Annotated in this window: 4 protein-coding genes and 1 tRNA gene; 2 read left to right on the top strand and 3 right to left on the bottom strand. The window is 62.8% G+C overall.

The features are described 5' to 3' along the window. A partial coding sequence (locus tag E5W87_RS13365; protein WP_292397886.1) for an ROK family protein occupies positions 1–1,142 on the top strand: 1,142 nt, incomplete at its 5' end. A gap of 45 nt (positions 1,143–1,187) precedes the next feature. Here the strand turns inward: E5W87_RS13365 and E5W87_RS13360 are convergent. Continuing rightward, positions 1,188–1,264: transfer RNA gene (locus E5W87_RS13360), tRNA-His, on the bottom strand. 441 nt (positions 1,265–1,705) lie between these two features. Beyond that, entirely contained in the window at positions 1,706–2,164 is a 459-nt protein-coding gene (locus tag E5W87_RS13355; RefSeq protein WP_292397883.1) for a phasin, read from the bottom strand. Positions 2,165–2,429: 265 nt separating this feature from the next. On the opposite strand from E5W87_RS13355, the gene E5W87_RS13350 reads away from it, so the two are divergent. Then, entirely contained in the window at positions 2,430–6,098 is a 3,669-nt protein-coding gene (locus tag E5W87_RS13350) for a PAS domain S-box protein (RefSeq protein WP_292397882.1), read from the top strand. A gap of 281 nt (positions 6,099–6,379) precedes the next feature. On the opposite strand, the gene E5W87_RS13345 is transcribed toward E5W87_RS13350, so the two are convergent. Continuing rightward, on the bottom strand, positions 6,380–8,126 hold a 1,747-nt coding region (locus E5W87_RS13345), incomplete at its 5' end, for an acetoacetate--CoA ligase (protein ID WP_292397879.1).

The raw sequence follows: 8,126 nt of genomic DNA, 5'->3' as shown, positions 1-8,126 counted from the left end.
AAATGGCTCTCGGCGCCGCCAGAGGCCGCGAAAGCATCGTCATGTTCACGATCGGCACCGGCATTGGTGGTGCCGTGGCTCAAGACCGGCAGATCGTCCGCGGCAAGGGGACGGCGGGGCAGCTCGGACATATCACTGTCGACATATCAGGCGAAGCGTGCGTCTGCGGCCGGCGCGGCTGCGTTGAAACCACCAGCTCAGGCACCGCACTTGGCCGTCACATCGCGCGGGCAGGCCTCGGTCCGGATGTTTCGATCGATCAGCTTTTTGCCCGGGATGCTGGCGGCGACACGCTGGCGCGCGGCATACTGGAAGCCTGGGCCAGGCCGCTGCGTGCGGCAATCGATTCGGCCGTGGCCATGTTCGCCCCCGATCTGGTCCTGCTCGGCGGCGGACTTGGCGCGGCGGCCCACAGGGCACTTGCCAGCGCTCCCGCTTTGGCTCCCTGGTATCAATGCCCGGTGGAACCGGCGCAACTCGGAGACGACGCCGGTGTCATCGGCGCCGGTCTGCAAGCGCTCGCCGCGCAGGCGACGGTCACACAGGCGTCGTCGGTGTCCCTGCTGTCCGCCCGGCTCGATCCCGGCCGGCATGCCGTGCCCACCAGGCGCGCCGTGCTGGTCAACGGCATCCCTGCCAGCGGCAAAAGCACGGTCTCCCGCGGCATCGCCGACCGGATGGGATGGCCGTTGCTCACGCTTGATACGATCAAGAACCCGTTCCTCGAGGCGCTCGGCGGCGGCGATCGTGAATTCAACCGCACGCTCGGCCGCGCCAGTTACCAAGCCATCTGGTCGGTCGTCGGCGAAGCTCCGGCGGGCACAACTATTGTCGTCGATGCCTGGTTCGGCTTCCAGCCGCGCCAGGTGCTCGAGGATCACCTGCGCAGGGCCGGCGTAGAGCAGACCGCCGAAATCTGGTGTCATGCGCCTGGCGAGGTTCTGGCCGAGCGCTATCGCACACGGCTCGACCAGCGCCCCGCCGGCCATCCGGGCGCGGCCTACATCCCCGAACTGATCGAACTCGCCAAACGCGCCGAGCCGCTGCGGCGCGGACCGCTGTTTGACATCGACACGACCAAACCGATCGCTTTCGATGCCATCACGCAGTGGCTGCAGGCGACGATTGCGGCTGTCCCATAGGCGGCGCGGCCACCTAACAATTCAGTGATTTAACTGACAAGCCGATGGTACCGTTGGCTGGGATCGAACCAGCGACCTCCGGATCCACAATCCGGCGCTCTAACCATCTGAGCTACAACGGCACGTTTGCCCGAGCGGGATCGAGATGGACCGTTCATTCACCGGAACCCGCTCTGTCGTTCGGCGATGCGTCCATACGGTCTATCGGAGTTTAATTCAAGGCTTTTGGCCGCGCGTGACCCGGAAAATCAGAATCGATTTTCGCTGGGGATCATGCACAAAATCCAAAGTTCTACAGCGTCCTTGCGCGTCCAAGACGACGTGCTGTAGGCAAGATCGTTCCGGCACCGGCATCATATTTCGCCGGGCAAAGAAAAAGGCCGGCGGGAGGAGGTGCCGGCCTTTTCCTGTTACGAGCCAGCGGGAGGAGGTGCTGGCTGGTCACCCCGGAGAGCAGAGGGAGGAGGTTCCACCCGCCAGGTATTCGCTTGACCACTATATTTCACATAATCCTATTCGAAGAAATGCGACCTTTTGTTGCATCTTCGAAATATGCGCAAATATTAGGCGGCCTTAATTTCCTTCATCGCCTTCTCGAAGGCGGTCTTTATCGGCTTCGAGACGTCCTCGGCCGCCTTGGAGGTGACGGTCTGGAAATCCTTTGCCTGCTCGACGGCCATCTCGACGCGCTTGCGCAGGAATGCGGTCTGCAGCTCGACGACTTCCGACAGCGACTTGGCGCCGATCAGGGCTTCGAAATGCGAAAAGCCGGCTTCGGTATTGGCGCGCAGAGCAGCGATGGTCTTGAGCGACAGGTCGTTGGAAACGGTCTTGGCGGTCTCAAAGGTCGACTCCAGAGCCTTCTGGGTCTCTTCTGCGCCGGTCTTCAGCTTGGCATAGGCCTCTTTCGACTGCTCGACGCCCTTTTCGGCGAAAGCGCGGATCTGGTCGGTGGCCTTGGAAGCGTCGAAGCTCGGGAATTCAACGTTTTCGATCGTTTCGGCAGTCTTGGTCTTGGACATTTTCCATCCTTTGCAGTGGCAGCGGCTTTGACAGAAAGCCGTCTCGTTCATGTATGATGGCAATATAAAGGCAAATTTTGTGCATTGCAATATCCTTGTTGCAGTGCACCATAAAATTCTTTCCCTGCGTTAACCACGAGCCCAGAGATTCCAGCGGTTGCACGCTATGGCTTGTGGACCTTCGCGCCGTCGGCTTTTATTAACAAAACGTTAACTGGAAAATTGCCCGTTCCGTGAGGGTTCGCCAAGAGGGTCCGCCAAGCGCATGCCGTCCGAAAACTACTCCTTCCTCGACGTCGCCGTGCTCGACGCTGTCCGCCAGCGCTTTGCCGCCGGCGACGCGATCGCCCTTTTGTCGGCAGACCTCGAACAGGTGATCTGGGCAAACGGACCAGGGGCGGCGGTGTTCGGCTACCCCGACATCGAGGCCATCATCGGCGCCTCGACAGGGCTGCCGCTGATCGCCAGGCGCCAGATCATGGCGACAAGCGGTTTTCCACAGATCGGCCGCGACCGCGCCATCACTGTGCGGCTGGCAACCGGCCTAACCAGCCGCGCGGTTGGCTTTCTGGCCAGCGCGGTGACGATGCCCGACGGCGAAAACGCGATCATGCTGGCGGTGCCGGCGGCACAGACCGGCTCGCGCAGCGCTGCCGAGATCGCCGATCGGGCCATCAGCGGCTTTACCGAAGACGGTCATTTCATCGCCTTCGTCGACGCCAAGGGCAACATCGAGGCCGCTTCCGATGGTTTTTCGGCGCTCGGCATCTTGCCCGAGACGCTGGCAGCGCTTGTGGCCGATGTGGCGAACGAGAGCGATCGCATCGTCAAACGCCTTGTTCCAGGCGGCACCACTTCCTATCCGGCCGGTCTCGCCCGGCTGACGGATGAGCGGCACCTGCTGGTGGTGATCGACGAGAACCAGCTTGACTCCGAAGAAGCCTCGGCTGGCGAGCGCACCTATGGCGCGGCGGCGGCCGATGCCGCAGTCCAGCCAAAAGCAGAACAGGACAACGCGCCGGCAACAGTCGCGAAGGCGGATGCGGCAACGGAGACTGCTCCGGCAGCCGGCGAAGACAGTTCGGTGTCGATGGAGCAGGACGGTTCGCCTCAACTCGATTCGACTGGGCCCGATGCGACCGAGCAGAGCCTGGAAGCGGCCGATAGCGCCCGCCCCGCGACCGGCGGAGCGCCCACGCAGCATGACCATTGGTATTTCAGCGCCAGCGAGGATGAGACACAAGAACCGGCCCCACCAAACGCGCCCGGGCCTGTCGAGGCACCGGCCGTGTCGGACGCTTCGGCGGGGAATACCGCGCACGATACCACCAGGGCCACCACTCCGGCCGACCGTGCCATCCCCTCGCTCGACCGGGCGGCAGCGCCGCTGCGTTTCGTCTGGCGTACCGACGCCGAGGGCAGGTTCAGTGCCCTGTCGCCGGAATTCGCGGACCTCGTCGGCAAGCCTGCCGCCGATGTGATCGGCCGACGCTTCAGGGACGTCGCGGCCACCTTCGACCTCGATGCGTCCGGCGAGATCGCGGGCCTGCTCGACCGACGCGACACCTGGTCCGGCCGCTCGGTGCTGTGGCCGGTTGCCGGCACCGATTTCAAGATACCCGTCGACCTGGCGGCGCTGCCTGTCTACAGCCGAAGCCGTGCCTTCGAAGGTTTTCGCGGTTTCGGCGTGGCCCGCTCCAGTGATGCGGTGGTCGATCCGGAAGCGATCGGCATGGCGCTTGTCCCTAATGCTGAAGCCCCCGCAGCCGTCGAGCCGGAAGTCGCCGAAACGCCTGAGGAAGTCGACCCATTCAAGGGCGAGGTGCCGGCGCTGACCATCGTGCCGAAGCCGGAGCGGCGCTTTGCCGACAAGGTGATCCGGTTGGCCGAGCACAGGCAGCCGGCCAACGACAAAGGCCTATCGACGCTGGAACGCAGTGCATTCCGTGAGATCGGCGAGCGGCTCAAGAAGGACAATCCCCCGACCGAACAGCCGGCTGCGGCGGAACCGACCGAAACCGATGGCGAAGACGAGAAGGACGTCGCAAGGCTCGACGGCGAGCAGCCGGAATCAACCGTGCCCGACATCTCAGGCTCGCTGCTCGACTATGCCGACCGGGACTATGTCGCCGACAACAGCGACGGTGCGCCGGTTTCGGAGCCGGACAGAGCGACGCAAGAAATCGCTGAACCCGCTGACTCGGACAGTCGATCGATCACCGCCGAAGACGACGACAGCATGACGGCTGCCGATTTCCGTGACGCAGAAGACAGCGAGGACTGGGCGCGATCCGATGACGATGAAACCCGTTCGTCAGCCGATGACATCGGCCTTGCCGGTGACATGGAGCCGGCGCCCATCGAGCGGCCGCGCCTGCGGGTGCCGCCGCTCAAGCTCGAAGGGTTTGTGCCATCGGCTTTTTCGACCGCAGATGACAACAACGCTGCGGACATTTCGATTCTCGGCAAGCTGCCGGTGCCCCTGCTCATCCATTCCGGTGACGATCTTCACTATGCGAATGAGGAATTCCTCAGCCTGACCGGCTATGACACGCTCGACGATCTGGAGGATGCCGGTGGCCTCGGCGCGCTGTTTGCCGATCCTTATGACGACAGCGCCTCCGACGGCACCGATCACGCGCTGCGGTTGAAGACGCATGACGGTCAGGAGTTCCCGATCGAGGCTATTCTGCGCTCGGTGCCGTGGCGTGGCGGCAAGGCGCTGATGCTGGTCGTGCGCCGTTCCGGCGACGACGAGGCAGCAGCTATTCCGCAGGGTGGCGCCGACGACCAGACGCAGCCTGATGTTTCCGAACTCAAGGCGCGCATCGCCGAGATGCGCACCATCATCGACACCGCGACAGACGGTGTCGTGCTGATCGGCCGTGACGGAACGATCCGCTCGATCAGCCGCCCGGCCGAAGCGCTGTTCGGTTTCGACAGCGACGAGGTGACCGGCAAACCCTTCTTTTCGCTGTTTGCGATCGAAAGCCAGCGCGCGGCACGCGACTATCTCGACGGACTGTCCGAGCCCGGCGTGGCGAGCGTGATGAATGACGGCCGCGAGGTGATCGGACGCGAGGCGCAGGGGCGCTTCATCCCGCTGTTCATGACCATCGGCAGGCTGCCCAACGACAGCGGGTTCTGCGCGGTGGTGCGCGACATCACCCAGTGGAAGCGGGCCGAAGAGGATCTGACCCAGGCGCGCGCGGTGGCCGAGCGCGCCTCCTCGCAGAAGACCGACTTCCTCGCCCGCATCAGCCACGAGATCCGCACGCCGCTCAACGCTATCATCGGGTTTTCCGAGCTGATGGTCGACGAGAAATTCGGACCGGTCGCCAATGACCGCTACCGCGACTATCTGCGCGATATCAACCGGTCGGGCAACCACGTGCTCGACCTGGTCAACGACCTGCTCGACATCTCGAAAATCGAGGCTGGCCAGCAGGAGATGGCCTATGAGGCGGTGTCGCTCAACGACACGCTGGCCGAGACGGTGGCGATGATGCAGCCGCAAGCCAACCGCGAACGTGTCATCATCCGCTCCAGCTTCGCATCACGGTTGCCGGAAGTGGTGGCCGACCTGCGCAGCGTGCGCCAGATCGCGCTGAACATCCTGTCGAATGCCATCCGCTACACGCAGGCCGGCGGCCAGGTAATCGTATCGACCGCCTATGAGATCTCCGGCGACGTCGTAATGCGCGTGCGCGACACCGGCATCGGCATGAGCCAGTCAGAGATCGAGCAAGCGCTGAAGCCGTTCAAGCAGATCAACGCGCTGAAGCGCGGGCGCGGCGACGGCACCGGTCTCGGGCTGCCGCTGACCAAGGCCATGGTCGAGGCGAACCGCGCCCGGTTCACCATCAACTCGACCCCCGGCGAGGGCACTCTGGTCGAAGTCGCTTTTCCGTCGACCCGCGTGCTCGCGGATTAATCTAAAAGAAAAGGCGTCCAACAGGACGCCTTGAATGATGGGATTGCTGTTACAACGGGGGCTTGAGCGAATTCAGATCCTCTGGGGATTTCGAGGAACGGGATTTCTCCCTCAAGTTACGCACGACTATCGGTGCCGGCCCTTAACAAAACCTTACCGGCGTCGCCGAAAGTTTACCAATGTGTACCACTCATGAAATCTAGGTAAATTCGAGCGAGATATTTCATTAACCATGCTCGACCAGCACCTATCGAGCCGAGTGGCGGCACCGCTCTGTTTGCTTAGTCGGCAAGCTGCGGCAAATCGCGGAACAGCTCGAGCGCTTCGGGATTGGCCAGCGCCTCCTTGTTCTTGATGGCGCGGCCATGCACCATGTCGCGCACCGCGAGTTCGGTGATCTTGCCGGATTTGGTGCGTGGAATGTCGGTAACGGCGACGATCCTGGCCGGCACGTGGCGAGGGCTCGCCCCGCTGCGGATTTTCGCCCGGATGCGCTTTTCCAGCTCGGCGTCGAGTTCAACGCCGGCAGCCAGCCGCACGAACAGCACAACGCGCACGTCATTGTCGAAATCCTGGCCGATGCACAGCGCTTCCAGGATTTCCGGCATTTGCTCGACCTGATTGTAGATCTCCGCCGTGCCGATCCGCACACCGCCCGGATTGAGCGTCGCATCGGAACGGCCATGGATGATCAGGCCGCCATGAGCGGTCCATTCAGCGAAGTCGCCGTGGCACCAGACATTGTCGAACCGCTCGAAATAGGCTGCGTGGTATTTCTTGCCTTCGGGATCGTTCCAGAAGCCAATCGGCATTGCCGGAAAGGCCTTGGTGCAGACGAGCTCACCCTTTTCCTGCCTGAGCGGGTGGCCGTCGTCGTCCCAGACATCGACCGCGAGACCGAGACCGGGCCCCTGGATCTCTCCGGTCCATACCGGTTCCGTCGGCACGCCGAGCACGAAGCAGGAGACGATGTCGGTGCCGCCCGAGATCGAGGCGAGATGCACGTCGTGCTTAATGCCTTCATAGACGAAGCGAAAATCTTCAGGCGACAGTGGCGAGCCGGTGGAGGAGATCGTGCGCACGCTGGAAAGATCATGCGTGCGGATCGGTCTGAGGCCGGCCTTGCGCACGGAATCGATGAATTTGGCCGAGGTGCCGAAATAGGTCATCTTGTCGGCATCGGCAAAATCGAACAGCACATTGCCGTCGGGGTAGAAGGGCGAGCCATCGTAAAGCAGAAGGGTTGCGCCCGACGCCAGGCCTGATACCAGCCAGTTCCACATCATCCAGCCGCAGGTGGTGAAATAGAAGAAGCGGTCGCCGTCGAGCAGGCCTGCGTGAAGCCGCTCTTCCTTGACATGCTGGATCAGCGTTCCGCCGACCGAATGGACGATGCATTTGGGGACGCCGGTGGTTCCGGAAGAAAACAGGATGTAGAGCGGATGCGCGAACGGCAACCTCTCGAAGTTGACCGGCTTGGCCGCGAAAGGCGAGAGTGCCTCGTCCAGCGCAAACGCCTTCTCGACGGTCGCCGCGACATCGGTCGACGTGCCGAGATAATCGACGATCAGGACTTTGCGGACGGTGGGAAGCTTTGCCGCAACGGCAGCGATCTTGTCGGCGACCTCGATCGCTTTGCCATTGTACCAATAGCCGTCAGGCGCGACGAAAACGACAGGTTCGATCTGGCCGAACCGGTCCAGCACACCCTGTTCGCCGAAATCGGGAGAGCAGGACGACCAGACGGCGCCGATCGAGGCTGTCGCCAGCATGGCGGCCACGGTCTCAGGCATGTTGGGCATCATGGCGGCGATGCGGTCGCCCTTTTTCACCCCAAGCGACAGGAAAAGCTGCTGCAGCCGCGAGGTCAGCGCATGCAGTTCATTCCAGGAAAGCCGGCGCTCGACCTTGTCCTCGCCGCGAAAGACGATGGCGTCACTGGGCCCGGTTTTCTTCAAGAGGTTCTCGGCGAAGTTCAGCTTCGCGTCGGGAAAAAACGCGGCGCCGGGCATTTTCTCGCCATCGACA

It is taken from the genome of Mesorhizobium sp. (assembly GCF_004962925.1).
In the GTDB taxonomy this organism is placed as follows: Bacteria; Pseudomonadota; Alphaproteobacteria; order Rhizobiales; family Rhizobiaceae; genus Mesorhizobium.
Note: the sequence above shows the minus strand (reverse complement) of the source record. Positions and strands in the feature narration are given on the sequence as shown.

Coding starts and splice junctions, on each gene's coding strand:
- E5W87_RS13355 (WP_292397883.1), bottom strand. CDS start 2,164: ATGTCCAAGACCAAGACTGCCGAAACGATCGAAAACGTTGAATTCCCG.
- E5W87_RS13350 (WP_292397882.1), top strand. CDS start 2,430: ATGCCGTCCGAAAACTACTCCTTCCTCGACGTCGCCGTGCTCGACGCT.